This is a genomic window from Pseudomonas hefeiensis, from assembly GCF_030687835.1.
Lineage (GTDB): Bacteria > Pseudomonadota > Gammaproteobacteria > Pseudomonadales > Pseudomonadaceae > Aquipseudomonas > Aquipseudomonas hefeiensis.
The window spans coordinates 1,817,536-1,840,396 of sequence record NZ_CP117449.1 but is presented as its reverse complement, the minus strand read 5'-3'; the positions used below and the strand labels follow the sequence as shown (position 1 = coordinate 1,840,396).

Sequence of the window (22,861 nt, the reverse complement as noted above, 5' to 3'; positions counted from 1 at the left end):
GCGGTACGGAGGAAGATCGTTGCATCACTTCACCTGTCTTGTTTTTTTAGTGTGAGTGCGTATCGCTGATGGAACCGACTATAAACCCGACCGCCAAATAATCTCAATATATATATTTACATCCCATATTTTGGGATCTAACCAGCAAACCGCGTACAGCTCACCCCTGGCACATCGACTTGCATCGACAGCACCGCTCCGTCAAGTGGATGGCCAAGCGGGCTCGCCGCGCTGGTGATGTACAGCGTCTTGAGGTCTTCACCACCGAACACACAGCTGGTAGGGCGACTGACCGGCAACTCGATCACCCGATCAACATGACCGTCCGGGTCCAGTCGCAGCAAGCAGCTGCCGTCCCAGCGAGCATTCCAGACATAGCCCCTGGCATCCATTGCCGAGCCATCGGGCCCGCCGCGCGGGTGAGGGCCAAACCAGACCTCGGCGGGGGCCAGGCTACCGTCGGGATAGATGAAGTGTCGATAAAGCGTGCCGTCGAGACTTTCGCCGAAATACACCGTAGTGCCATCAGGACTCCATAACAGCGTGTTAGGAATGCCGCGCTTGCGCAACAGCGGCAGGACCCGGCCATCGCTGTCAATGCGAAACAGCCCCCCAGAACGCCGCGCAATGGGCAGGTCTTCTCCCTCTTTACCAATGTTGTTCTGCATGGTGCCGAGCCAGAGCTGGCCCAGGGCATCGCAACGGGCTTCGTTGGCTCGATTGCCAGGCGTGGGATCGGCCATGCACAGCAGTGTCAGGCGCGGCTCCAGACCCGGCGACTCCAGATCCAACCGGTAGACGCCACTGCTCAGGGTCACCAGCGCATCGCCACTCTGGGTCGGGATGAAGGCGGACACATGCTCGGGCATCTGCCAGATCTGCACATTGGCGCCGATCAGCCGCAGCGCCTGCTTGCCGGCAATGTCGACCCAATACAGCGCTTGAGTCGGTTCATCCCAGAAGGGGCCCTCCCCCAATGTCGCCCGGTGCTCTGTCACAGCCGTCCACATCATTGAAAACTCCTGTTTCCTGTTTGCCCGACGGTCTCTGTCCGCCCAGCCATGACGTTAGGGTAAAAACGCTTGATGGCCAGGTCAGCGTTATCGATCAAGGTCATGCAGGCCCAGACACCCCGCGCCGCGTCACGGGCAGCGATGGCCTCGGCAATATCCTTGTGGATCGGCAAGGTGCGGCGCAGTTCGTCCGGGTCGGCGGCGGACACCTCGAACGACACCGCCAGCAGCGCGCCCAGGGCCGGGACCATTTGCTCGATAAATTGATTATGGCTAGCGGCGAGGATGCACTCGTGGAAGAACTGGTCGGCACGGTTGTAATCGGCACCGCTGTCCACCGCGCGCTCCAGGGCATGATAGGCCAGACGAATCGCCTGCACCTGATCAGCCGTCGCGCGCTCACAGGCCCAGCGCACCGCCATCGGTTCGATAGTGCGCCGCAGGTCCAGCAGGTCATCGACAAAATTTTCCGGCAGGCCGCTACGCGACAGCCAGCCGACCACCTGCGGATCGAACAGGTTCCAGCGGCGCACCGGCAACACTCGCGTACCGACTTTCGGTCCGACTTCCAGCATGCCTTTGGCCACCAGGGTCTTGATCGCTTCGCGGATCACCGTGCGGCTGACGCCCAGTTGCTGGCCGAGGTCGGCCTCAACCTTGATGGTCTGCCCAGGCTTGACCTGACCGGCGGCTATCCAGCCCCCCAGCCAATCGACGGTCGATGCGTGAAAACTGCTGGACATGAACACCCCGTGGGCCACTTTCTATAGAGGCCCAAACTAATCATCATACGATTGGGTGTCAATTTGAATTTTACGTTACCCACTGTGGGAGCGGGCTTGCTCGCGAAAGCGGTGGGTCAGTCGAGAAGAGGCTGGATGTGCTGGCGCTTTCGCGAGCAAGCCCGCTCCCACAGGGTCTACGGTTCCAGGCCTATCGGAAAGAACACCCCACCGCTCCACACCCCCAACCAGCTCTGCCCGTCGATCTCGCGACTGACCGCCAGTTCCACCAGTTGGTAGAACACATTGCGGTGGATCAGCGCTTCGAGGTTACTGCGTACGTGTACGTAGGGCGCGGGCTCCTGGGTCTGCGGATCGATCACCACCCGCATCGGATGTTCGCCGCCGGCCTCAGTGGTTTCCTCGACATTGGTGGTGAAGCGCAGTCGCTGCTGCTCACCCAGCCCTTCAACTTCCAGGGTCACCGCCACAAACGGCGCATCGTCGACCTTGATGCCAACTTTTTCCACAGGAGTGATCAGGAAGTAATCATCGCCGTCGCGGCGGATGATGGTGGAGAACAGCTTGACCATAGGCTTTCGCCCGATAGGCGTGCCCAGGTAGTACCAGGTGCCATCCCGGGCGATGCGCATGTCGATATCGCCGCAGAAGTCAGGGTTCCACAAGTGGACTGGCGGCAAACCTTTGGTCTTGGGGATCTGCCCCAGCAGGTCATTGGCTTTTTGCGGTCCGCTCATGGTGACTCCTTGGTTTTACTGGTCGCTCACTCCCAGCAGGCTGCGGGCATACTCGCGCAACGGGGGGGCGATCAGGTCTTCTGGCTGTTTGTCGTGCAACGTCAGTAAACCGCCACGACTCTTGATGCGTGCAGTATCAATCAAATACTGGGTGCTGGTCTCGATCAACATGATTTGAATGACGCTAGTGTCGACCCCCAAGCGGTCCACGGCCTCTTCATCCAGCCACTCATCGGTATTGCCGATGCGGTTGTCGGCCTTGGCGAACCGCGTATACAGCAGGTAGTGAGCACCGGCAGCCCGGGCCTCGCCCATGGCCTGGTCCAGGCCCTCGGGAACCCGGGCGCGACGTACCATGGGGAAATACTCGATGAAACCGTTGAAGGCCTCTTCGGCGACGACATTGGGCCGCGGGTAGGCACTGCCGGGAGGCGCGAAGGCGCCCTGGGCAATGTAGATGAACGAATCCGGCTGGATGCGCAGGTTATTCACACGACGGCTGTCGCTGTGATCCAGCAAACCGGCGTCGCTCATGTGATAGCGCACGCCCTCCCCCATGTCGCTGACATTCATGCAGCCACCAAGCGCCAAAACGGCCAGCAGCAAAACCAGGCTACGCATCCTACCCTCCAAAAACCGGTGACGGAAAACCGGCGAATGGCCATGGGATGCAGCTTTTGCGCCAGCTCATCGAAATGGGGGGTGTCAGACACATCCAAGTGAATGGGAAATTACTATCGCGGGCAAGCCTTGCTCCCACAGGCACGGTGTTCACCTTGTGGGAGCAAGGCTTGCCCGCGATAGCATTCGTCAACCACCGATGATTTTCATGATGGTTGCGCCGCCGGAGAAGGCCACTTCCTGCTTGTCCCCCAACGCCTTGACCAATAACCGCTGAAGGGCCGGCAAGGCCTGATGACGGGGCTTGTCCAGAAGATCGCCGACAAAGTGCCGGTTGCTCGACGACAGGCAGCCATGCAACCAGCCCGTGGAGGACAGCCGCAACCGCGAGCAAGTGCGGCAGAACGGTACGCTTTCGTTGGCGATCACGCCAAAATGCCCCAACCCCGGGATCTCGTAGCGCACTGCGGTGGCATCCACCGGCGCGTCGGCTTGCAGGTACTCGTACTGGTCGCCAATCAGGCTCAGCAACTGTTGAAGACTGACGAATTGCTGCAGGAACGCGTTGGAGTCGCTGGCCAGGTGCCCCATGCGCATCAGCTCGATGAAGCGCAGCTCATAGCCGCGATCCAGGCAGTACTCGAGCAATGGCATCACCTGATCCAGGTTCTGCCCGCGCAACGGCACCATGTTGACCTTGATCTTCAGACCCGCCGCCCGAGCCTGCTCCATGCCGTCGAGCACCGTCGCCAAATCACCGCCACGGGCAATGCTGCGAAACGCGTCGGGGTCCAAGGTATCGAGGGAAACGTTGATCCGGCGGATGCCGGCGTCTACCAGCAACGGCAGCTTTTTCGCCAGCAACTGACCATTGGTGGTCAGGCTGATGTCTTCCAGGCCCATCTGCCCCACCGCCGTCATGAAGCTTTCAAGCTTGGGGCTGACCAGCGGTTCGCCGCCGGTAATACGCAGCCGCTCGATACCGGCAGCTTCGATCAGGTAAGCCACGCCTCGCGCCATGGCCTCGGCCGACAGTTCATCCTGCGCAGCCACCAGCCGCTTGCCGTTGGGCACGCAGTAGGTACAGGCGTAATTGCAGGCTGAGGTCAGGCTGATTCGCAAATTGCGAAAACGCCTGCCTTGACGGTCAACGATCATGGATCACTCCGGCGAAAGAAGAATCGGACCTACGAAACCTGACCCAGAATTCAAGTTTTCGCAAGACCCAAGCCTGAGTATATTCCTGGGACACTGCGCCATGTAAGCGGACATGACGCAATTAGGCAGCTGAATGACTTAGCTGCTCGGAACGTCGGTGTCTCGCTTGCGCTTGTTGCCCATGCGAACGCCTATGTCCATCAGGAACTGGAAGAAACCTTCCTGATCTTCCAGCACGTTGCTCCAGAACGGCGAGTGATACAGCGCCACCGCGCCGTGCACCAGCGCCCAGGCGGCACAGTAGTGGAAATAGGGCGGCACGTCTTCGAGCTTGCCTTCGCTGATCCGGCCTTTGATCAACAGGGTCAGGCGTTCGAAGTTCGAAGCGCGAATCTTGTGCAACTCCTCGACCATCTCCGGCACCTGATTGCCCTTGACCACCTTCTCTTCCAGGCGGTCGAACAAGCGATAACGCTGCGGATCGCGCATGCGGAATTCGAAGTAGGCCCGGGACAGAGCCTCCTTGTCTTTGTCCACATCAGCCGAATGCAGCAGCTCGTTCAAATCGCGCTCGTAATCAAGCATCAGGCGCAGGTAGATCTCCGCCTTGGATTTGAAATGTTTATAAATCGTGCCTTTGCCGATACCCACGGCATCCGCAATCATCTCGACGGTGACACTGTCTTCACCCTGGTCGAGGAACAACTTGAGCGCGGTGTCGAGAATTTCCTGCTCGCGGCGACGAAACTCACGGACCTTACGGGGTTCTTTGTGCATAAGAAAAAGGTCTGAAGGGTCAAAATTCGAAGCCGAGTATTATGCCTAACTTACGCAAAAATGCACGGATCATCCGTTCCCAACCACAGTTCTTCACAAAACCGTGCAGGTTCTGCTTCCTGTCATTCGCTTCACCGCACCGTAACGACTGGCTTTGACGGCAGTGAGAACTTATCCGAAGCGAACGTATTCCAAATTTGTTTAAAAACCAGCCCCGCCAAACTGGACGCGTCGGCATACTGATCAATACTTGAACTGTCGGCGCGACATCTCCCCCAAGTGACGCGCCGGTAAAGGTACCAACGGACCGTGTGCCTTTGTTTTACTCCTAATGGTCTTAACCCGGATTCACCCCCCAGAACCCGGGTTTTTTTTGCCTGGAATTCAGGCTTGCACCGAGCGGACATGGGCCAACGGAAACAGCCGTTTGAAGTTCTCCGTAGTCTGCTCTGCAAACCGCTCGTAGGACTCGCCGCGCAACATCGCCAGAAATTCAGCCACTTCCCGCACGTATTGCGGAAGGTTCGGCTTGCCGCGATAAGGAATCGGCGCAAGGTACGGCGAATCGGTTTCCACCAACAGGCGATCGACCGGCACTTTGCTAGCCACGTCCCGCAGTGCGTCGGCATTGCGAAACGTGACGATCCCGGACAAGGAAATGTAATACCCCATGTCCAGCGCGGCCTTGGCCATGTCCCAGTCTTCGGTGAAACAATGCAACACACCCGCTTGGGGCAGCGCGGCGTCACGCAACAAGGCCAGGGTGTCGGCCCGGGCGCCGCGGGTGTGGATGATCACCGGTTTGCCGGTCTGTTGCGCAGCCTCCAGATGCAGCCGGAACGAAGCCTGCTGAACCTCGGCGGCTTGCGGCTCGTAGTGATAATCCAGCCCGGTTTCGCCAATGGCGACCACCCGCGGATGATCAAGCTCACGCAACAACCAGCCCAAGGCCGGCGTCGCATCGGGTTGAACATCCAGAGGATGAATGCCGACCGAACAGTCGACATCTTCATAGCGTTCGGCCAGGGCTTTGACGTCGGCAGCGTTGTCAGCGCTAACGCCGATGCACAGAAAGTGCCCAACCCCGCGCTGACGTGCGGCGTCAAGCGCGGAATCCAGGGAGCCGTCGTGGGCCGCGAGGTCAAGCCGGTCAAGGTGACAATGGGAATCTACAAGCATAGAGGGCGGGCTACATCGTATGGGTGGGACGGTCGGATTTCAGGGTTCCGGCCAGGTGGGTTTCAATCTGATTGCGGGCTGAATGGTCGCCGTCGTTGAACTGCACACCGACACCGGCAGCCCGGTTGCCTTGGGCGCCTTTGGGCGTCATCCAGATCACCTTGCCGGCGACCGGTATCTTCTCCGCTTCGTCCATCAAGCTCAAGAGCATGAACACCTCATCGCCCAAGCGATAATTCTTGTTGGTGGGAATGAACAGGCCACCGTTCTTGATGAAGGGCATGTAGGCGGCGTAGAGCACCGACTTATCCTTGATGGTCAGGGACAGGATGCCGTTGCGTGGCCCGGGACTGACAGGTTCGTTCATGCTGATCTCCGCTGCGATTGAGCTGAGTCTAGGGGGCATTCTCAAACTAATCGAGAACGCCCCCAAGCGATGCCTGTCAGTTTCGACCAGGCAAACTCACCCATTGCACCAACAGCGCTTCGAGCAATAGCACCCGATTGAGGTTCGCCTTGCTCAGCACCTTCTGCCGTTGGGCAAGAATCCAGTCCTGAATGTTCAAGATTTTATCCTGGCTACTTTTTTGCGCCAGGTACTGGATGACCTTGCGCATGTCCACCAGTCCCAGGCCGGTCTCGTCCTCGGTGAGCTGGTAGCGCAGGATCAGGCTCGACCAGTCACAGAACCAGTCGAACAGCAGAAGCAGCGGAATGGCGTTCCAGCCTTCAGCCAGTTGCGTGGGGGACTGCTGCTGTTTGAGCAGCTTTTTCACGCCATCCACCACCAGCGCCCGCTGTTCACGCACGCCCTGCGCCTGGAGGCTGACAGCCGCCAAAGGCGAGCCGGCGGCAAGGGTCAGCAGCTCGACACGTTCCTCGTCGCTGTTGTCAGGCAAGGCCTCGGCCAGCCACTTCAAGCTCATCGCTTCACTGGGCAACGGACAGGCCTGCTGCACGCAACGGCTTTTGATGGTTGCCAGCAAGCGGCTAGGCTGGTGACTGACCAGCAACAGCACGGTATCGCCAGAAGGCTCTTCAAGGCTCTTGAGCAAGGCGTTGGCGGCATTGATATTCATCGACTCCACCGGCTCGATCAGCACCACCTTGCGCCCGCCCATCTGCGAGGTCTGGACTACGAAGCTGACCAGATCCCGGACCTGGTCGACCTTGATCGCCTTGTCCGCCTCCTCCGGTTCCAACACGTAATTGTCAGGATGACTGCCGGCCTTGAGCAATAGGCAGGACTTGCACTCACCGCATGCGTTCGAGACACCCGGGCGCTGGCAAAGCAGACTGGCCATCAAGCGCTCGGCTAACGCCCGCTTGCCGATACCGACCGGGCCGTGCAGTAGATAGGCATGGGCATGCTGTGCCCTTCCGGCCAGTTGCTGCCAGAGCCCGTCCTGCCAGGGATAGGCTTCAGCCACGGGCACGCTCCAGCAAACGCGGTAACAAACCGTCCAGGGCCTGTTGGACCTGTGCCAATGGTTGAGCGGCATCAATCAGCAGGTAACGCGCCGGATCAGCCTTGGCGCGACTCAAAAAGGCATTGCGCACCGCATTGAAGAACGCTTGGCCTTCCAACTCGAAACGATCCAGGCGGCCCCGGGCGCTGGCGCGGGCCAGGCCGATTTCCACCGGCAGATCGAACACCAGGGTCAGGTCCGGCCGCAGGTCACCCTGGACGAAGGTTTCCAGCGCGGCGATGCGCTCCAGGGACAAGCCCCGTCCGCCGCCCTGATAGGCATAGGTCGAATCGGTAAAACGATCGCAGAGCACCACCGCGCCACGGGCTAGCGCCGGGCGAATCACTTCGGCCAGGTGTTGTGCCCGGGCGGCGAACACCAGCAGCAGCTCGGTGTCAGGATTCATGACTTCTTCGACCGGCGCCAGCAGCACCTCGCGAATCCGCTCGGCCAGCGGCGTACCGCCGGGCTCGCGGGTCAGCACCACTTCGATACCGGCGGCTCGCAGGCGTTCGGACAGGTATTCGCGGTTGGTGCTCTTGCCGGCGCCCTCAGGGCCTTCCAGCGTTATAAACAAGCCAGTCACGGGCGATCCTTAAACAAAGTCATTGCGAGCGCGGCGGCTCGCTGGCGTTTGGTTCGTCGACAGGCTCCTCGTCCGGTGCAGTCGGGGCCGGACTGGAGCGATAATCGGCTCGGCGCTTGAGCTGATATTCGCGCACCGCGTTATTGTGCGCATCCAGGTCATTGGAGAACACATGGCTACCATCACCACGGGCGACGAAATAAAGACTGTTGCCGGCAACGGGGTTCAACGCGGCGTGAATCGCTTCGCGCCCCACCATCGCAATCGGCGTCGGGGGCAAGCCAGGAATCAGATAGGTGTTGTAGGGGTTTTCTTCCCTCAGATGAGCACGGGTGAGTTTGCCGTTGTAGCGCTCGCCCAGTCCGTAGATCACGGTAGGGTCGGTTTGCAGCAGCATGCCCAGGCGCATACGGCGCACGAAGACGCCGGCGATCTGCCCGCGCTCCTCAGGCACGCCGGTTTCCTTTTCCACCAGGGACGCCATGATCAGCGCCTGATAGGGTTGGGAGTAAGGTAAATCGGCGGCGCGTTGCGCCCACTCTTTGGCAAGCACGTCTTCGAGCCGATTGTAGGCAATTTTCAGCAGGTCAGCGTCCGACGTGCCACGCACGAAGCGATAGGTGTCCGGGAAGAACCGTCCTTCGGGGAATATCCCGGAATGCCCCAGGCGGTCCATCACTTCGCTGTCGCTCAGGCCGGCGAGGGTCTGCTGGAGTTTTTCATCCTTGGCCAGCGCTGCGCGAACCTGGCGAAAATTCCACCCCTCCACCAGCGTAACGCTGTATTGCACCACTTCCCCGCGCTTCCAGACCTCGATCAGGCTTTCCATCGTCATGCCCGGCACCATCCGGTATTCACCGGAGTGCAACGGTTGACCGGCAAGATTGAAACGCCAATAAACCCGCAACCAGAAAGCGTCCCTGATCAGGCCATCGGCTTCCAGGCGCTTGAGGGTTCCGGTCGGGGTGGTCCCGTTGGGGACGTCCAGCAGTTCTTCCTGGGTGATGTTCAGCGGCTGTTGCAACGCCGAATGAATTTTCCAGGCGCAAGTGCCCAACAGTAGCACCGCCAGAACCAGTCCGGTTTCCAGCAGAAGCAAGAATTTACGTCTCACGAATCAAACATCCAATAGCGTGCGGGCAAGGGTTTGCAGTTTACGGGTGAGCGGCCCGGCCGACCAGCGCGCCGAACCGCATGCGCGTACCGGCCATACGCCATAAACGCTGTTGCAGACGAAGACTTCGTCGGCCTGATGCAGCTGTTCGAGGCGGATGTCGGTGACATGCGTGGCGATGCCTTGAGACTCGGCTTGATACAATAATTCGGCCCGCATCACGCCGGCCACGCCACAACGGCTCAGGTCCGCTGTGATCAATACGCCATCGCGCACCAGAAAGAGGTTGCTGAAGACGCCTTCGATCACCCGTCCGGACGTGTCCAGCATCAAGCCTTCGGCATGCTCGGCGTCGCTCCATTCGGCGCGAGCCAACACTTGTTCAAGACGATTGAGATGCTTGAGACCGGCCAGCAAGGGCTGCTCGGACAAGCGCGTGACGCAAGGAAACAGACGAACGCCCTGCTCGGCATGCGCTACAGGATAGGAGGCAGGTGGACTGCCCAGCAGGATGCGCCGGGGCACCGCCGAGGGATCAGCGCCATAACCGCGAAGACTGTCACCGCGGGTCACGATCAGCTTAAGTACACCGTCACCCAGGCCTTGCGCGTAGGCGCGCAACTCAGCCGCAAGCGCAGCCAGGTCAACCTTGAACGCCAACCGCTGGCAACCGAGCCCCAGGCGCTGCAGATGGCGGTCCGACAACACGGGTTCGCCATTGCGCACGGCGATGGTTTCGAACAACCCATCGCCGTAAGCCAGGCCGCGGTCCTTGAGCGACAGAACGTCGGCAGGCTGACCGTCGACCCAGCTTTCCATCAACCGGCGAACCGGCGGAACACCAGCGAGCCGTTGGTACCGCCAAAACCGAAGGAGTTGGACAGCACCACATCAATGTCCATGCCACGGGCCGTGTGCGGTACGAAGTCCAGGTCGCAACCTTCGTCCGGCTCATCGAGGTTGATGGTCGGTGGTGCCACCTGGCTGTTGATCGCCAGCACGCTGAAGATCGCTTCCACCGCGCCTGCGGCACCCAACAGGTGGCCGGTCATGGACTTGGTCGAGCTGACCGCCAGTTTGTAGGCGTGCTCGCCGAACACGGTCTTGATTGCCTGGGCTTCGGCAAGATCACCCGCCGGGGTCGAAGTGCCATGGGCATTGATGTACTGCACCTGCTCGGCGTTGACCTTCGCGTCACGCAGGGCGTTGGTGATGCAGCGGGCAGCACCGGCACCATCAGCGGGTGGCGACGTCATGTGATACGCATCGCCGCTGGTGCCAAAGCCGATCAGCTCGGCATAAATGGTCGCGCCGCGCGCCTTGGCGTGCTCCAGCTCTTCGAGTACCAGCGCACCGGAACCGTCGGACAATACGAAGCCGTCACGGCCCTTGTCCCATGGCCGACTGGCGCGGCTCGGTTCGTCGTTGCGGGTCGACAGCGCACGGGATGCACCGAAGCCACCCATGCCCAGCCCACAGGCCGCCATCTCGGCACCGCCGGCAATCATCACGTCGGCTTCGTCGTACATGATATTGCGCGCGGCCATGCCAATGCAGTGGGTGCCCGTGGTACACGCCGTAGCAATAGCGTAGTTAGGTCCCTGCACACCCAGGTGGATGGACAGGAAACCGGAAATCATATTGATGATCGAGCCCGGCACAAAGAACGGAGAAATCCGTCGCGGCCCCGACTCGTGCAGCGTACGGCTGGTTTCTTCGATATTGGTCAAGCCACCAATACCCGACCCCATGGCCACGCCGATCCGTTCACGGTTGGCGTCGGTGACTTCCAGCCCGGCGTTACGTACGGCCTGGAATCCGGCTGCCAGGCCGTATTGAATGAACAGGTCGAGCTTGCGGGCCTCCTTGACCGACAGGTACTCCTCGACATTGAAATCCTTTACCGAGCCGCCAAAACGGGTGGAATAGGCAGAAAGGTCGGTGTGTTCGATCAGACCAATGCCACTACGGCCAGCCAGAATGCCCTGCCAACTGCTCGGCACATCCGTGCCCAGTGGCGACAACATACCCATACCGGTGACTACGACGCGTCTACGCGACACAGCACTCTCCTTTATTCTAATGACGACTTTGCATCAGGCCTAAAGAAAAAACCGCACGCCGTGATGGCAGTGCGGTTTTTCCATGACAGCTAGCGACGACTAAAAATGATTACGCCTGATGGCCATTGATGTAGTCGATAGCCAGCTGAACAGTAGTGATTTTTTCAGCTTCTTCGTCAGGGATTTCGGTCTCGAATTCCTCTTCCAGAGCCATCACCAGCTCAACGGTGTCAAGGGAGTCGGCACCCAGGTCTTCAACGAAGGAAGCTTCGTTCTTCACTTCTTCTTCTTTGACGCCCAGTTGCTCGGCAACGATTTTCTTGACGCGCTCTTCGATGGTGCTCATACCTTGTTTTCACTCCTAATGGACAAATTCAGGCAGCTGGCCGGTGGGTAAGTGTATAGAAAGACTTTTCGGTTTTTCAACCGAAAGCTTCACTCCTCAAACCCTATGGCCCGCCGCCTATAAATAGATTGCAGCTTTATAACGGATTTTAGACAGCTCGTATGACATTTATTTGAAGCAATCCGTCACATTTAACTCATGTACATCCCGCCGTTTACCGGGATTGTAGCCCCAGTCACGTATGCCGCACCGTCCGACGCAAGAAAAGCGACCACAGACGCGATTTCTTGAGCTTGCCCCAGACGACCCAGCGGAATTTGCGTCAACAAGGCTTCACGCTGTGCTTCCGGCAGTTCACGGGTCATGTCGGTATCGATGAAACCCGGAGCGACCGAGTTTACCGTAATCGAGCGCGAACCCACTTCACGAGCCAGCGCACGACTGAAACCTTCCAGACCGGCCTTGGCCGCAGCATAGTTTACTTGGCCTGCGTTGCCCATGGCACCCACAACCGAGCCGATACTGATAATTCGACCCCAACGCGCCTTGGTCATGCCACGCAGAACGCCCTTGGACAGCCGGTACAGACTGTTCAAATTGGTATCGATCACGTCGAACCATTCGTCATCTTTCATGCGCATCATCAGGTTATCGCGGGTGATGCCAGCATTATTGACCAGGATCGCCGGCGCACCGAACTGTTCCTGAATGCTCGCAAGCACCGCCGCCACGGACTCATCACTCGTGACGTTCAGCTCAAGACCGGCACCTTGAATGTCGTTTTCCTTCAGGGTCGCGGCGATGCGCTCGGCGCCCGAAGCGGAAGTCGCGGTGCCTACAACAATGGCGCCTTGACGACCCAGTTCCAGGGCGATGGCCTGGCCGATGCCACGGCTTGCACCGGTCACCAGTGCAACTTTACCTTGCAGACTCATGCAAGCTTCTCCTGTTCAGGCCTGCGCTGCACGGGCGGCAGCGAAAGCATCTGGGGTATTGAGATTGGAAGTCGACACGCCTTCGGCGCAGCGTTTGTTCAGACCGGCCAGCACTTTGCCAGGACCGCACTCGACCAGTTCGGTCGCGCCCCTGGCGGCAAGGGTCTGCACCGATTCGACCCAGCGAACCGGCTTGTAGAGTTGCTCCAGCAGATCGCGCTTGAGGGTCTCAAGATCCGCAGCCACATCGGCGCTGACGTTCTGTACCACTGGAATCTGTGGCGCCTGCCAATCAATGGCGGCGATGGATTCGGCAAAACGCTCGGCGGCCGGACGCATCAGCTCGCAGTGCGATGGCACGCTGACCGGCAGCGGCATGGCGCGCTTGGCGCCACGGCTCTTGCACCCTTCAATGGCGCGCTCGACAGCGGCCTTGGCACCGGCTATCACCACCTGCCCCGGCGAATTGAAGTTCACCGCGCTGACCACCTCACCTTGCGCAGCTTCGGCGCAGGCCGCCAGTACATCGGCATCCTCCAGGCCCAGGATCGCGGCCATGCCGCCCTGCCCGGCCGGAACGGCCTCCTGCATCAGTTGGCCACGACGCTCCACCAGCTTCACCGCGTCGCCCAGGCTAAGGCTGCCGGCGGCCACGAGGGCGCTGTATTCGCCCAGGCTATGACCGGCGACGAACGCCGGGCGCGCGCCCCCTTCGGCCAGCCACAGGCGCCAGAGCGCGATCGAGGCGGTCAGGATGGCCGGCTGGGTTTTGTCGGTTTGATTGAGTTGCTCTTCCGGCCCTTGCTGGGTCAGTGCCCACAGGTCATAGCCCAGAGCATCGGAAGCTTCTTTGAATGTTTCGAGGATCAACGGGTATTGCGCGCCCAGCTCGGAAAGCATGCCGAGGGACTGCGAACCCTGCCCAGGAAAGACGAATGCGAGAGAAGCAGACATGAAAACAAAGCCCCTAATGATCTTGTCGTCAAAAATTGACGCCCCAGGGGGCGCTAGGAAACTGACAGTTGGATGGCGGCTTGAACCGACCGGTCACATTTAAGCATTGTCGGACGAAAACGCCTAAGTTAACAAATCTTCGAGGCGCCCATGAAGACGCTCCGGCAGGTTTTCCTGGATTTCGATCACCGCGCGATTGATCGCGCTTTGAAACCCCTGCACGCCCGCCGAACCATGACTCTTGATCACAATACCCTGCAGCCCGAGAAAACTTGCCCCGTTATGCCGCGCCGGCGCCAGGTCCGCCTGCAGCCGACGCATCAACGGCAACGCCAGGGCACCGACCATCCGCGAGGCCAGGTTCTGCCTGAACAGTGTCTCGATGCGCGCGCCGATCATGGTCGCCAGGCCCTCACTGGACTTAAGCAAAATATTGCCGACAAAACCGTCACACACCACCACATCCGCCTCACCCCGGTACAACCCGTCACCCTCAACGAAGCCGATGTAATTGATGCCCCGCGCGCCCTGCAACAACGTGGCTGCCAGCTTGACCTGCTGATTGCCCTTGATGTCTTCGGTACCGATGTTCAGCAGCGCCACACGAGGACGCACGATACCCAGGGTTTCAGCCGCTACCGAGCCCATCACCGCAAATTGCAATAGATGCTCGGCACTGCAATCGACGTTGGCGCCCAGATCGAGCAGTTGGCAAAAACCACGCTGGGTGGGGATGGCCGCGACCATTGCCGGCCGGTCGATACCCGGCAGGGTCTTGAGCACGTAACGCGACAGCGCCATCAGCGCACCGGTATTGCCTGCACTGACACACGCCTGGACCTTGCCATCGCGCAGCAGCTCAAGGGCCACCCGCATCGAGGCGTCAGGCTTGCCACGCAGAACCTGGGCTGGCTTCTCGTCCATGGTGATGACTTCGGACGCAGGTGCGATCGTCAGGCGCGCACGATCCACAGCCGATTGGCCGTTGAGCATTTCTTCTAGAAGGGAAGGTTGACCGACGAGGGTCAGGTGCAGCGAGGGTGTCGCATTCAGACAAGCAAGACTGGCCTGAACAATGCTGCGGGGACCGAAGTCCCCGCCCATTGCGTCAATCGCGATGACTTGAGCGGACAAGGATTACTCGTCAGCGCCCTTGTCGATCACTTTACGACCACGGTATACGCCTTCTGGCGATACGTGGTGACGCAGGTGAACTTCACCGGTGGTTTTTTCTACAGACAGGGTGCTAGCCTCGAGAGCGTCGTGCGAACGGCGCATGTCACGGGCAGAGCGGGATTTTTTGTTCTGCTGAACAGCCATAATTGATTAACTCCTAAACGTTTGGGTCACGCTTTAACTGCGCCAATACACTGAACGGGTTGGACCGCGTTACCTCGTCCTCGCTCGGTTCGGGCTCATCTGCTCCCGCCGGCTGCTGGCATTCTTCCGGATGATGAGCAGGCACAATGGGCAAGGCGAGCAGAAGCTCCTCCTCGATCAGTGACTGCAGATCCAATGGATCTTCGCCCAGTTCCAGCACGTCATAACCTTTCGGTAACGACTGGGTATTCGCACCCTCCTTCACCACGGCGTAACTGCATTCGCTGTGGATCGGCAGGGTGACCAGCTCAAGACAACGCTGGCAAACCATTTTGACTTCAGTGTCGATAAAGCTGTGAATTACCACAGATTTACGTTCATCTCGTTCAAAAACGAATTTGGCCTGGACCGTACCGACATCGTCGGAAAGCGGGTCGCAGAGTCTCTTCAAATCGGCCAGCAGCAGCTCACCTTGAAGGGTGGTGCCACGGTCAGCCAATTTGCGCGGGTCAACGTGAGGTGGAATCGGGTCATTCAACATAGGCGCAGCATTATAGGGATGCACCCGGCCATGTCAAAGGAAATTCAGCCCTGTCCGTCACTTGCACGCCTCGCTAGAATTCGCCCCTGCCTTTTGGAGATGCCCATGCTGCCTTTATTACTCGCCTCAAGCTCAGCGTATCGCCGGCAATTGCTTGCCCGCCTGGGACTGCCGTTCGTCTGCAGCTCGCCGGACATCGACGAAAGCCATCGCCCTGGCGAGCCAGCACTGGACCTGGTAAAACGCCTGGCCCGGGAAAAAGCCCTGGCCCTGGCGGACAGCCACCCGGCGCACCTGATCATCGGCTCGGATCAGGTGGCCGTGCTCGGCGAGCGCATTCTGGGCAAGCCCCATACCTTCGAGAACGCTCGCGAACAACTGCTGGCCGCCAGCGGCGCCAGGGTCACCTTTCTGACCGGTCTGGCGCTACTCAACAGCCAAACTGGCGCCTGCCAGGTCGATTGCGTTCCGTTTACCGTCCACATGCGTACGCTGGACCCGGCACGCGTCGAACGCTACCTGCTGGCCGAGCAACCTTATGACTGCGCAGGCAGCTTCAAGGCCGAAGGGCTTGGCGTGAGCCTGTTCCAAAGCACAGAAGGCCCGGACGCCACCAGCCTGATCGGCCTGCCGTTGATTCGTCTTGTGGATATGTTGCTGGCAGAGGGTGTGCCGGTTCCCTGAGCCAACAGACAACTTGTAGCGAGGGCAAGCTTTGCTCCCACAAATAAATGCCCTCTAGCCACAGAAGATCGCGCGAACCAACGAACTAGCGCAACGTCGGCCCCTGGAACCCCATCCACATCGCCAGATGCTCGGCGATGCTTGCCCCCAGCTTCTTCGAGAAGCGATCAAATGGCGACTCTTCGATGGTGAAGTCCACCAGCTCCTTTTCGCCGATCACATCCCGCGCCACCGAACTGGCACTGCCCAGGCCATCGATCAAGCCCAGCGGCAAGGCCTGTTCCCCAGACCAAACCAGACCAGAGAACAGCTCGGGATGCTCCTTGTCTTTGAGGCGCTCGCCGCGCCCCTTCTTGACGCTGGCAATGAATTGCTTGTGGGTCGTATCGAGCACGCCTTGCCAAAACGCAGTTTCTTCAGGCTTTTGCGGCTGGAACGGATCAAGGAACGACTTGTGCTCGCCAGAGGTGTACACCCGGCGCTCCACGCCCAGTTTCTCCATCGTCCCGACAAACCCATAGCCGGCCGCCGTCACGCCAATAGAGCCCACCAGGCTCGCTTTATCGGCATAGATCTGATCGGCCGCACTGGCAATGTAGTAAGCACCGGAAGCACCCAGATCGGAGATGACCGCGTAGACCTTGATGCCCGGGTGCAATGCGCGCAACCGAACGATCTCGTCATAGACATACCCCGACTGCACCGGGCTGCCACCCGGGCTGTTGATGCGCAACACCACACCCTTGACCTTGGGATCTTCGAAAGCAGCCCGCAGACTACCGACGATATTGTCCGCACTGGCGGGCTCCTTATGGGCAATCATGCCTTCGATGTCGATCAACGCGGTGTACGCCGATCCCCGCCCGGCGCTTTTTTCCAGATCCATCAGTGGCGTGAACAGCAATAACGCAACAAAGAGATAAACAAACGTCAGCAGCTTGAAGAAAATGCCCCAGCGGCGGGAACGACGCTGCTCCTGCACCCCAGCCAGCAGGGTCTTCTCCAACAGCTTCCAGCTTTTATCGTCACCGTTCTCGGCGCTCGCCTTGGGCGGTGCCTTCCATTCGTCGGTCATGCCTGTATCCCCAGCAAAAACTTAATTGGCCCGCCGGCTCAGCCAGGCGTGCAATTCAGAAAAATGGTCGATCGCCAGCCGCGGCTCGAAGGCCTGCAGCGCCTCGATCGTCTGCGCACCGTAGCTCACCGCAACCGACCCCATACCGGCGTTGCGCGCCATCTGCAGGTCGAACGAAGAATCGCCCACCATCAACGCCTGTTCCGGCCGCATGTCGCAGTGGGCCATGATCTGCTCGAGCATCAACGGATGCGGCTTGCTCGCGGTTTCGTCCGCAGCGCGGGTGATATCGAAATAATCCTCCCAGCCATGGGATTTCAGTACCCGATCCAGCCCACGACGCGCCTTGCCGGTGGCGACAGCCAGGCGATACCCCTCGCCCCGCAGGGATTCAAGTGTGTCTACCACACCGTCAAACAACGGCGAAGGCTCGGCCTCCAAGGCAATGTAGTGGTCGGCGTAATACTGACGGAAAACCAGCAGCTCATCGTCGCCAATCTCCGGGTACAAACTACGAATCGCTTCCGGCAACCCGAGGCCGATGATGCCTTTCACGGCAAAATCATCACACCTGGCAAACCCCGCCCGGTCAGAGGCGACATGCATTGCCTCCACAATCCGACCGATGGAGTTCGCCAGAGTGCCATCCCAATCGAAGATCAGCAGCTTGTATTCAGGATGCACTCAACCGCTCCACGGTCTTGGCCCACATTTCATCCACCGGGGCCTGCAATTTCAACTCGCCGCCATCGGGCAACGGTACCGTCAACATGTAGGCATGGAGAAACAGGCGCTTGCCACCCAGTTCGCGAATTTCCCTGCTGAAATCGTCGTCACCGTACTTGCTGTCTCCGGCGATGCAATGCCCGGCATGCAGAGTATGCACGCGAATCTGGTGGGTGCGGCCAGTCACCGGCTTGGCCTCGACCATGGTGGCGTAATCACCAAAGCGGCGCAGCACCTTGAACACCGTCAGCGCCTCCTTGCCTTCTTCGTTGACTTCCACCATGCGCTCGCCGGAACGCAGGTTACTCTTGAGCAACGGTGCGCGGACTTGCTTGATGGATGCCTCCCAACGCCCCCGCACCAGCGCCATGTAGCGCTTGTCGACGCCATCGCCGCGCAATTGCTCATGCAAGTGCCGCAACATGCTGCGCTTCTTGGCGATCATCAGCAGGCCGGAGGTGTCGCGATCCAGGCGATGGACCAGTTCCAGTTCCTTGGTGTCGGGGCGCAACTGACGAAAGGCCTCGATCACGCCGAAATTCAGGCCGCTGCCGCCGTGAACCGCAATGCCCGCGGGCTTGTTGAGCACGATCAGCGCCTTGTCTTCAAAGACGATCGAGGCTTCCAGGCGCTGCAACAGCCCTTGGGCCAGGGGCACAGGCTCATCGCGCTCGGGCACGCGAACCGGCGGCACGCGCACGATATCGCCCGCCTGAAGCTTGTATTCGGGCTTGATCCGACCTTTGTTCACCCGCACTTCACCCTTGCGCAAAATGCGATAAATCAAGGTCTTGGGCACGCCTTTGAGTCGGGCTAGAAGGAAGTTATCGATTCGTTGGCCGGCATATTCCGGCGAGACCTCGAGCAGTTGAACGCCAGGGGTCGAAGGGGCAGTAGTCGTCATGGCGGCGATGATAACAATTTTTTATGGAATTGAAGCACTTAATCATTGCTGCTATAGTCGCGAACGCCGCCAAAAGCGGCTGGACAGCGGACTAACGGTCAAAAACCGGCCCTGACCAACGCAATTCACGAGGACGAGAGGCCGTCCTACGGGGCTTTTGCTAGATAACGGCAGAGTTCGCAGGTGTAACGAGCGCAGGTGACATGAGGCCTGAAATACGCGGCAAAGCAGAGTTTTGACTCGCCTTGCACGCCATATTCACGGCCAGTTCACAAAGTGCAGTCACCCGCAAACGACCCCGAGCGAGAGCTTCGGAAACAACGCCTAAATTAGCCATGATGCGTGACCTCCCCTTTCGGAGCTCACGGTAAATGCCAACCCGCTGCGGATTCTGCGCGCGGCAGCACCCGATTATCAGGGATACGTGTAGGGTGGAGATGTACAACCGTCGGACTGTGTAGCACTAGGCTTATATTTAGACGCTTCATCTCGTCCACAGGCGCCGGTTGATTCCTCCTCCTGACTGAGTGCTTGAACAGCCAGCAAGCAGGACGCGTCCGTCGCGACTTCGCCATCATTGGGTCGAACTCGCTGGACACTGGAATGGCCCGGCCACTTCCATGACGCACCTGACACCGACCGTGAGAAGTCGTGTGTGCCGAACGCCGTTTCCGGCAGCCCGGAAACCGACGGTACTACATGAAAAGAATGCTGATTAACGCAACTCAACCCGAAGAGTTGCGTGTTGCACTGGTAGACGGCCAGCGCCTCTACGACCTGGATATCGAATCCGGTGCACGCGAGCAGAAGAAGGCCAACATCTATAAAGGCCGGATTACTCGCATCGAACCAAGCCTTGAGGCTGCCTTTGTCGATTTCGGCTCTGAGCGCCACGGCTTCCTGCCCCTCAAAGAAATCTCCCGCGAATACTTCAAGAAGGCCCCAGAAGGCCGCGTCAACATCAAGGACGTCCTGAGCGAAGGCCAGGAAGTCATCGTCCAGGTCGAAAAAGAAGAACGTGGCAACAAGGGTGCGGCCCTGACCACCTTCATCAGCCTGGCTGGCCGCTACCTGGTCCTGATGCCGAACAACCCTCGCGCCGGTGGCATCTCTCGCCGCATCGAAGGCGAAGAGCGCAACGAACTGCGTGAAGCCCTCAATGGCCTGGTCGCACCTGCCGACATGGGCCTGATCGTGCGCACTGCCGGCCTTGGCCGCAGCAGCGAAGAAATGCAGTGGGACCTCGATTACCTGCTGCAACTGTGGACCGCCATCAAAGAAGCCTCGCTGGATCGCTCCGCGCCGTTCCTGATCTACCAGGAAAGCAACGTGATCATCCGCGCCATCCGCGATTACCTGCGCCAGGACATCGGCGAAGTGCTGATCGACAGCGTCGAAGCCCAGGACGAAGCCCTGACCTTCATTCGCCAGGTCATGCCGCAGTACGCCAGCAAGATCAAGCTCTATGAAGACAGCGTTCCGCTGTTCAACCGCTTCCAGATCGAAAGCCAGATCGAGACTGCGTTCCAGCGCGTCGTTGAACTGCCATCCGGCGGCTCCATCGTCATCGATCCGACCGAAGCCCTGGTGTCCATCGACATCAACTCGGCGCGCGCCACCAAAGGCAGCGACATCGAAGAAACGGCCCTGCAGACCAACCTTGAAGCCGCCGAGGAAATCGCCCGTCAGTTGCGCCTGCGCGACATCGGCGGCCTGATCGTCATCGACTTCATCGACATGACCCCGGCCAAGAACCAGCGCGCCGTGGAAGAAAAGGTCCGTGAGTGCCTGGAAGCCGACCGCGCTCGCGTACAGGTCGGTCGTATTTCGCGCTTTGGCCTGCTGGAAATGTCCCGTCAGCGCCTGCGCCCTTCCCTGGGCGAGAGCAGCGGCATCGTCTGCCCGCGTTGCAACGGCACCGGTATCATCCGTGACGTCGAGTCGCTGTCCCTGGCGATCCTGCGCCTGATCGAAGAAGAAGCGCTGAAAGACCGCACCGCCGAAGTCCGCGCCCAGGTGCCGATCCCGGTGGCTGCGTTCCTGCTCAACGAAAAACGCAACTCGATCACCAAGATCGAACTGCGCACCCGCGCCCGCATCGTCATCCTGCCGAACGATCATCTTGAGACGCCGCACTTCGAAGTGCAGCGCCTGCGTGATGACAGCCCGGAAGCCCACACCAATCAGACCAGCTACGAAATCGCTGCTGCCGCTGCCGAAGTGGAAGAAGTCCAGCCGGCTGCCGCCACTCGCACCCTGGTTCGCCAGGAAGCCGCGGTCAAGACTGCTCCAGCCCGCGCCAACGCACCGGTTCCGACCGAAGCGGCCGCGCCGGCACCGGCACCTGCCACCGCGCCGGAACCAAGCCTGTTCAAAGGCTTGGTGAAGTCCCTGGTCAGCCTGTTCGCCACCAAGGAAGAGCCTGCTACCCCGGCCGTCGTCGCCAAGCCTGCCGCTACCGAGCGGCCTGCCCGCAACGAAGAGCGCCGTAACGGTCGCCAGCAGACCCGCAACCGCAACGGTCGTCGTGACGAAGAGCGCAAGCCACGCGAAGAACGCGCACCGCGTGAAGAGCGCGCGCCACGTGAGCCTCGTGAAGAACGCCAGCCGCGCGAAGCCCGTGAGGAAGCGCCAGCCGTAGCTCGCGAAGAGCGCGCACCGCGTCCACCGCGCGAAGAACGCCAGCCTCGCGCACCTCGTGAAGATCGCAAGCCACGTGGCGAGCGTGAAGAACGTGTTCGTGAACTGCGCGAACCGCTGGATGCCGCCCCCGCCGTTGCTGCCGCCACCGCTGAAGAGCGTCCGGCCCGTCAACCTCGCGAAGAGCGCGCACCGCGTCCACCACGTGAAGAGCGTCAGCCACGCGCCGAGCAGGCCGTCGCTGCCAGCGAAGACGAAGTACTGAACAGCGAAGAGCAACTGCAGGAAGACGGTCAGGACAATGCCGAAGGCGATCGTCCACGCCGCCGCTCCCGTGGCCAGCGTCGTCGCAGCAACCGTCGTGAGCGTCAACGCGACGCCAACGGCAATGTGATCGAAGGTTCGGAAGCATCCGAATCCACCGAGAACGCCGAAGCGCCAAGCGCTGCCGACCTGGCTGCCGGCCTGGCCGTCACCGCCGCGGTTGCCAGCAGCTCGATCAGCGCTCCCGCCGAAGCCGAGGCTCACGAACAGGCCGAACGTGCCACCACTGCGGTGGAAAACACGCCGGTTGAAGCACCTGTGGTCGAAGCCACCACCCCGGTTGAAATGACTGCTTCGCCAGAAGTGGAAGTTGCACCGGTTCGTGAAGCCGAACCTCAAGCCGAGGCCGAGCCTGCTCCGGTCGTCGAGCAACCCGTTGTTGCCGCGCAACCTGTGGTCGAGACTGCGGCCGAGGAACAAGCACCGGAGCCAGTGCGCGAAGAGCAGACCGCGTTCAACTGGCACGCCGAGCCAACCGCACCGACACCAGTCGTCGAGGCAGAGCCGACACCAGAACCGGTGAAAGCAGCCGAACCAGAAGTGATCGAGCCGGCTCCAGTGGTCGAGGCGCCTGTGATCGCCGAAGCGCCTGCACCGGCGGATGAGCCTGCACCTGCCAGCGCCCTGACCGCGAACGGCCGCGCGCCGAACGACCCACGTGAAGTGCGTCGCCGCAAGCGTGAAGCCGAGCGGCTGCAGAAGGAAGCCGAACAGGCCGCCGCTGCCGCTGCTCAAGCGCCTGCCGCTGAGTCGGCACCCGTGGAGGAAGCAATCGAGGCAGCCCCTGCCCCGGTCGCTGAAACCACAGATGAACCAGCTACCGTTGAATCGGCTCCAGTGATCGATGAACCTCAGCACTCCGCTGAAGAAGTCGCACCTCGCCACACTGAAGCCCTGGAAAAAGAGCACGAGCCTAAACCTCACGCCTGATTCCACCGCCCAGTAAAAAGCC

The 22,861-nt window shown here is 60.2% G+C and carries 24 protein-coding genes; 2 read left to right on the top strand and 22 right to left on the bottom strand.

The window, feature by feature from the left end:
• Nucleotides 1–137: 137 nt before the first annotated feature.
• The 19 genes from PSH57_RS08125 to PSH57_RS08035 form a co-directional block, all read right to left on the bottom strand.
• On the bottom strand, nt 138–1,013 hold the full coding sequence (locus PSH57_RS08125; protein WP_305388877.1) for an SMP-30/gluconolactonase/LRE family protein: 876 nt from the start codon (nt 1,011–1,013) through the stop codon (nt 138–140).
• The gene (locus tag PSH57_RS08120; RefSeq protein WP_305388876.1) at nt 1,010–1,756 is read right to left on the bottom strand and encodes a FadR/GntR family transcriptional regulator; all 747 of its coding nucleotides are present in this window, start codon (nt 1,754–1,756) and stop codon (nt 1,010–1,012) included. Before PSH57_RS08120 ends, PSH57_RS08125 begins: the two co-directional genes overlap by 4 nt.
• A gap of 176 nt (nt 1,757–1,932) precedes the next feature.
• Nucleotides 1,933–2,493, bottom strand: coding sequence for a DUF1285 domain-containing protein (locus PSH57_RS08115; protein ID WP_305388875.1), 561 nt, complete (start codon nt 2,491–2,493; stop codon nt 1,933–1,935).
• Nucleotides 2,494–2,508: 15 nt separating this feature from the next.
• On the bottom strand, nt 2,509–3,114 hold the full coding sequence (locus PSH57_RS08110) for a DUF4823 domain-containing protein (RefSeq protein WP_047228207.1): 606 nt from the start codon (nt 3,112–3,114) through the stop codon (nt 2,509–2,511).
• 189 nt (nt 3,115–3,303) lie between these two features.
• The gene (locus PSH57_RS08105) at nt 3,304–4,272 is read right to left on the bottom strand and encodes a GTP 3',8-cyclase MoaA (RefSeq protein ID WP_305388874.1); all 969 of its coding nucleotides are present in this window, start codon (nt 4,270–4,272) and stop codon (nt 3,304–3,306) included.
• Between the two features lie 138 nt (nt 4,273–4,410).
• The gene (locus PSH57_RS08100; protein ID WP_003204240.1) at nt 4,411–5,049 is read right to left on the bottom strand and encodes a TetR/AcrR family transcriptional regulator; all 639 of its coding nucleotides are present in this window, start codon (nt 5,047–5,049) and stop codon (nt 4,411–4,413) included.
• A gap of 384 nt (nt 5,050–5,433) precedes the next feature.
• Nucleotides 5,434–6,228 carry a TatD family hydrolase gene (locus tag PSH57_RS08095; RefSeq protein ID WP_305388872.1) on the bottom strand — a complete coding sequence of 265 codons (795 nt, stop codon included), beginning with the start codon at nt 6,226–6,228 and terminating at the stop codon, nt 5,434–5,436.
• Nucleotides 6,229–6,238: 10 nt separating this feature from the next.
• Nucleotides 6,239–6,595 carry a PilZ domain-containing protein gene (locus PSH57_RS08090; RefSeq protein ID WP_047228204.1) on the bottom strand — a complete coding sequence of 119 codons (357 nt, stop codon included), beginning with the start codon at nt 6,593–6,595 and terminating at the stop codon, nt 6,239–6,241.
• A 76-nt stretch (nt 6,596–6,671) separates the two neighbouring features.
• Complete coding sequence (locus PSH57_RS08085; protein WP_305388869.1) at nt 6,672–7,658, bottom strand: DNA polymerase III subunit delta'; 987 nt, start codon at nt 7,656–7,658, stop codon at nt 6,672–6,674.
• Complete coding sequence (tmk, locus tag PSH57_RS08080; RefSeq protein ID WP_305388867.1) at nt 7,651–8,283, bottom strand: dTMP kinase; 633 nt, start codon at nt 8,281–8,283, stop codon at nt 7,651–7,653. Before tmk ends, PSH57_RS08085 begins: the two co-directional genes overlap by 8 nt.
• 19 nt (nt 8,284–8,302) lie before the next feature.
• Nucleotides 8,303–9,397 carry an endolytic transglycosylase MltG gene (gene mltG, locus PSH57_RS08075; protein WP_305388865.1) on the bottom strand — a complete coding sequence of 365 codons (1,095 nt, stop codon included), beginning with the start codon at nt 9,395–9,397 and terminating at the stop codon, nt 8,303–8,305.
• 3 nt (nt 9,398–9,400) lie between these two features.
• A complete protein-coding gene (gene pabC, locus PSH57_RS08070; protein ID WP_305388864.1) occupies nt 9,401–10,216 on the bottom strand; it encodes an aminodeoxychorismate lyase in 816 nt (271 codons plus the stop codon).
• Nucleotides 10,216–11,460 carry a beta-ketoacyl-ACP synthase II gene (fabF, locus tag PSH57_RS08065; protein ID WP_256232848.1) on the bottom strand — a complete coding sequence of 415 codons (1,245 nt, stop codon included), beginning with the start codon at nt 11,458–11,460 and terminating at the stop codon, nt 10,216–10,218. The genes pabC and fabF overlap by 1 nt, the downstream gene beginning before the upstream one ends.
• Before the next feature lie 109 nt (nt 11,461–11,569).
• The gene (gene acpP / locus PSH57_RS08060; RefSeq protein WP_256232847.1) at nt 11,570–11,806 is read right to left on the bottom strand and encodes an acyl carrier protein; all 237 of its coding nucleotides are present in this window, start codon (nt 11,804–11,806) and stop codon (nt 11,570–11,572) included.
• Nucleotides 11,807–11,997: 191 nt separating this feature from the next.
• On the bottom strand, nt 11,998–12,741 hold the full coding sequence (gene fabG / locus PSH57_RS08055) for a 3-oxoacyl-ACP reductase FabG (protein WP_214913355.1): 744 nt from the start codon (nt 12,739–12,741) through the stop codon (nt 11,998–12,000).
• Nucleotides 12,742–12,756: 15 nt separating this feature from the next.
• A complete protein-coding gene (gene fabD, locus PSH57_RS08050) occupies nt 12,757–13,695 on the bottom strand; it encodes an ACP S-malonyltransferase (protein ID WP_092400039.1) in 939 nt (312 codons plus the stop codon).
• Nucleotides 13,696–13,818: 123 nt separating this feature from the next.
• Entirely contained in the window at nt 13,819–14,829 is a 1,011-nt protein-coding gene (plsX, locus tag PSH57_RS08045) for a phosphate acyltransferase PlsX (protein ID WP_422766077.1), read from the bottom strand.
• Nucleotides 14,830–14,832: 3 nt separating this feature from the next.
• Nucleotides 14,833–15,015: a 50S ribosomal protein L32 gene (rpmF, locus tag PSH57_RS08040; RefSeq protein WP_003179396.1), complete on the bottom strand. Its 183-nt coding sequence runs from the start codon at nt 15,013–15,015 to the stop codon at nt 14,833–14,835.
• Between the two features lie 13 nt (nt 15,016–15,028).
• The gene (locus tag PSH57_RS08035; protein ID WP_003204262.1) at nt 15,029–15,556 is read right to left on the bottom strand and encodes a YceD family protein; all 528 of its coding nucleotides are present in this window, start codon (nt 15,554–15,556) and stop codon (nt 15,029–15,031) included.
• A gap of 105 nt (nt 15,557–15,661) precedes the next feature.
• Here PSH57_RS08035 and PSH57_RS08030 point away from each other — a divergent pair, with 105 nt between their 5' ends.
• On the top strand, nt 15,662–16,240 hold the full coding sequence (locus PSH57_RS08030) for a Maf family protein (protein WP_305388863.1): 579 nt from the start codon (nt 15,662–15,664) through the stop codon (nt 16,238–16,240).
• Nucleotides 16,241–16,325: 85 nt separating this feature from the next.
• Here PSH57_RS08030 and PSH57_RS08025 read toward each other — a convergent pair whose 3' ends face one another.
• The 3 genes from PSH57_RS08025 to rluC are packed head-to-tail and all read right to left on the bottom strand — an operon-like array spanning nt 16,326 to nt 18,945.
• Nucleotides 16,326–17,315, bottom strand: coding sequence for a S49 family peptidase (locus PSH57_RS08025; RefSeq protein ID WP_305388862.1), 990 nt, complete (start codon nt 17,313–17,315; stop codon nt 16,326–16,328).
• Between the two features lie 21 nt (nt 17,316–17,336).
• On the bottom strand, nt 17,337–17,999 hold the full coding sequence (locus tag PSH57_RS08020) for an HAD-IIIA family hydrolase (protein ID WP_305388861.1): 663 nt from the start codon (nt 17,997–17,999) through the stop codon (nt 17,337–17,339).
• Entirely contained in the window at nt 17,989–18,945 is a 957-nt protein-coding gene (rluC, locus tag PSH57_RS08015) for a 23S rRNA pseudouridine(955/2504/2580) synthase RluC (protein ID WP_305388860.1), read from the bottom strand. Before rluC ends, PSH57_RS08020 begins: the two co-directional genes overlap by 11 nt.
• A 699-nt stretch (nt 18,946–19,644) precedes the next feature.
• Between rluC and rne the strand changes: the two genes are divergently transcribed.
• Nucleotides 19,645–22,839, top strand: a complete 3,195-nt coding sequence (gene rne, locus PSH57_RS08010) for a ribonuclease E (RefSeq protein WP_305388859.1) — start codon at nt 19,645–19,647, stop codon at nt 22,837–22,839.
• Nucleotides 22,840–22,861: the final 22 nt, after the last annotated feature.

Bases quoted from the DNA above. Each gene is read 5' to 3' on its own strand.
- PSH57_RS08125 (WP_305388877.1), bottom strand. From the start codon at position 1,013: ATGATGTGGACGGCTGTGACAGAGCACCGGGCGACATTGGGGGAGGGC.
- PSH57_RS08120 (WP_305388876.1), bottom strand. From the start codon at position 1,756: ATGTCCAGCAGTTTTCACGCATCGACCGTCGATTGGCTGGGGGGCTGG.
- PSH57_RS08115 (WP_305388875.1), bottom strand. From the start codon at position 2,493: ATGAGCGGACCGCAAAAAGCCAATGACCTGCTGGGGCAGATCCCCAAG.
- PSH57_RS08110 (WP_047228207.1), bottom strand. From the start codon at position 3,114: ATGCGTAGCCTGGTTTTGCTGCTGGCCGTTTTGGCGCTTGGTGGCTGC.
- PSH57_RS08105 (WP_305388874.1), bottom strand. From the start codon at position 4,272: ATGATCGTTGACCGTCAAGGCAGGCGTTTTCGCAATTTGCGAATCAGC.
- PSH57_RS08100 (WP_003204240.1), bottom strand. From the start codon at position 5,049: ATGCACAAAGAACCCCGTAAGGTCCGTGAGTTTCGTCGCCGCGAGCAG.
- PSH57_RS08095 (WP_305388872.1), bottom strand. From the start codon at position 6,228: ATGCTTGTAGATTCCCATTGTCACCTTGACCGGCTTGACCTCGCGGCC.
- PSH57_RS08090 (WP_047228204.1), bottom strand. From the start codon at position 6,595: ATGAACGAACCTGTCAGTCCCGGGCCACGCAACGGCATCCTGTCCCTG.
- pabC (WP_305388864.1), bottom strand. From the start codon at position 10,216: ATGGAAAGCTGGGTCGACGGTCAGCCTGCCGACGTTCTGTCGCTCAAG.
- acpP (WP_256232847.1), bottom strand. From the start codon at position 11,806: ATGAGCACCATCGAAGAGCGCGTCAAGAAAATCGTTGCCGAGCAACTG.
- fabG (WP_214913355.1), bottom strand. From the start codon at position 12,741: ATGAGTCTGCAAGGTAAAGTTGCACTGGTGACCGGTGCAAGCCGTGGC.
- fabD (WP_092400039.1), bottom strand. From the start codon at position 13,695: ATGTCTGCTTCTCTCGCATTCGTCTTTCCTGGGCAGGGTTCGCAGTCC.
- rpmF (WP_003179396.1), bottom strand. From the start codon at position 15,015: ATGGCTGTTCAGCAGAACAAAAAATCCCGCTCTGCCCGTGACATGCGC.
- PSH57_RS08035 (WP_003204262.1), bottom strand. From the start codon at position 15,556: ATGTTGAATGACCCGATTCCACCTCACGTTGACCCGCGCAAATTGGCT.
- PSH57_RS08030 (WP_305388863.1), top strand. From the start codon at position 15,662: ATGCTGCCTTTATTACTCGCCTCAAGCTCAGCGTATCGCCGGCAATTG.
- PSH57_RS08025 (WP_305388862.1), bottom strand. From the start codon at position 17,315: ATGACCGACGAATGGAAGGCACCGCCCAAGGCGAGCGCCGAGAACGGT.
- rluC (WP_305388860.1), bottom strand. From the start codon at position 18,945: ATGACGACTACTGCCCCTTCGACCCCTGGCGTTCAACTGCTCGAGGTC.
- rne (WP_305388859.1), top strand. From the start codon at position 19,645: ATGAAAAGAATGCTGATTAACGCAACTCAACCCGAAGAGTTGCGTGTT.